This window comes from Microbispora cellulosiformans (genome assembly GCF_008728085.1).
GTDB lineage: Bacteria > Actinomycetota > Actinomycetes > Streptosporangiales > Streptosporangiaceae > Microbispora > Microbispora amethystogenes.
The window spans coordinates 1-2,007 of sequence record NZ_VYTZ01000042.1; the positions used below are offsets into that span (position 1 = coordinate 1).

Genomic DNA, 2,007 nt, shown 5'->3' on the forward strand with positions numbered 1-2,007 from the left:
GCGACCAGTGGTCAGCCGGCCCCGGAGCGTGTCGAGTACGCCAGGGAGAACGCCGGCGCGGAGGTCAGGGCGCAGCTTGTGGAGGTGTTCGGGCAGCGGAAGCTGTTGAAGTGGACGCCGTCGGGCACCGCGCACTTCTTCGTGATGTGGGCGTTCTTCATCCTGGCCTCGGTCTATCTGGAGGCCTACGGGGCGCTGGTGCAGGGTGCGGTGACCGGCAGGCCGGACTTCCACATCCCGTTGATCGGGACGTGGCCGGTGCTGGGTTTCCTGCAGGACGTCATCGCGGTCGCCGCGCTGGCCGGGCTGATCGCCTTCGCGGTCATCCGCGTGAAGAACTCGCCGAAGAAGCTGGGCCGCGGCTCCCGGTTCTCCGGATCGCATCTGGGCGGCGCCTGGCTCATCCTCTTCATGATCTTCAATGTGATCTGGACGATGTTCCTGTTCCGGGGGGCGGCGGTCAACACCGGCAACTTCCCCTACTCCTCGGGGGCCTTCGCCTCCCAGGCGGTCGCGACGGTCCTGCCCGCCGGTGAGGGGCTGGAGGCCACGGGCCTGCTGGCGCACATCGGCGTCATGCTGGTGTTCCTCGTCATCGTGGTGAACTCCAAGCACCTGCACATCTTCACCGCGCCGTTGAACGTGCTGTTCTCCCGCCGCCCGGACGGCCTGGGGGCGGCCCAGCCGATGCGCAGCGACGGCAAGGTGCTGGACTTCGAGGAGGCCGACCCCGAGACGGACGTGTTCGGCCGCGGCACGATCGCCGACACGTCGTGGAAGGGGTTCCTGGACTTCTACACCTGCACCGAGTGCGGGCGGTGTCAGTCGCAGTGCCCGGCGTGGAACACCGGCAAGCCGCTGTCGCCCAAGATGCTCGTCCTGGACCAGCGTGACCACGCTTTCGCGGTCGCGCCGTACCTGCTGGCGGGGGACAAGGAGAAGGAGAGCTTCTCCGAGGATGTGCTGGCTCTGCTGGACAAGCCGCTGGTGGGTGAGGACGGGGTCATCCACCCGGACGTGTTGTGGTCCTGCACGAACTGCGGCGCCTGCGTGGAGCAGTGCCCGGTGGACATCGAGCACATCGACCACATCCTGGACATGCGCCGCTACCAGGTGATGATCGAGTCGTCGTTCCCGTCCGAGGCGGGGGTGATGCTGAAGAACCTGGAGAACAAGGGCAACCCGTGGGGCATGCCGGAGATGAAGCGCGCCGACTGGATCGAAGAGTTGGACTTCGAGGTCACTCTCGTGGACGAGAGGATGCCCGAGGACACCGAGTACCTGTTCTGGGTGGGCTGCGCCGGGGCGCTGGAGGACCGGGCGAAGAAGACGACCAAGGCGGTGGCGGAGTTGCTGCACATCGCGGGGGTGAAGTTCGGTGTCCTCGGCCCGGCCGAGGCGTGCTCGGGCGATCCCGCCCGGCGTCTGGGCATGGAGTTCCTGTTCAGCATGCTGGCCCAGCAGAACGTGGAGACCCTGAACGAGGCCGGCGTCACCAAGATCGTCGCGACCTGCCCGCACTGCTTCAACACCCTGGCCAACGAATACCCCCAGCTCGGCGGCACGTATGAGGTGGTGCATCACACGCAGTTGCTGGCGCGTCTGGTCGAGGAGGGCAGGCTCACCCCGGTCACGCCGATCGAGGAGAAGATCACCTACCACGACCCGTGTTTCCTCGGCCGGCACAACAAGGTCTACGCCCAGCCGCGGGACATCATGGCCAAGGTGCCCGGCGTCACGACCCAGGAGATGCACCGCTGCAAGGAACGTGGTTTCTGCTGCGGCGCCGGCGGCGCCCGCATGTGGATGGAAGAACGCATCGGCAAGCGCATCAACACCGAACGGGTCGACGAGGCGCTGACCACCGACCCCGACACCGTCTCCACCGCATGCCCGTTCTGCCTCGTCATGCTCGGCGACGCGATCAACGAGAAGAAGAACGCCGGCCAGGCCAAGGACTCCATCGAGGTCGTCGACGTCGCCCAACTCCTCATCAAATCCGTCAAG

Annotated in this window: 1 protein-coding gene; it reads left to right on the forward strand. The window is 66.5% G+C overall.

The window, feature by feature from the left end; genetic code table 11:
• The coding region (locus tag F5972_RS36725) for a (Fe-S)-binding protein (RefSeq protein WP_150940764.1) at positions 1-2,007 on the forward strand (2,007 nt) is incomplete at both ends.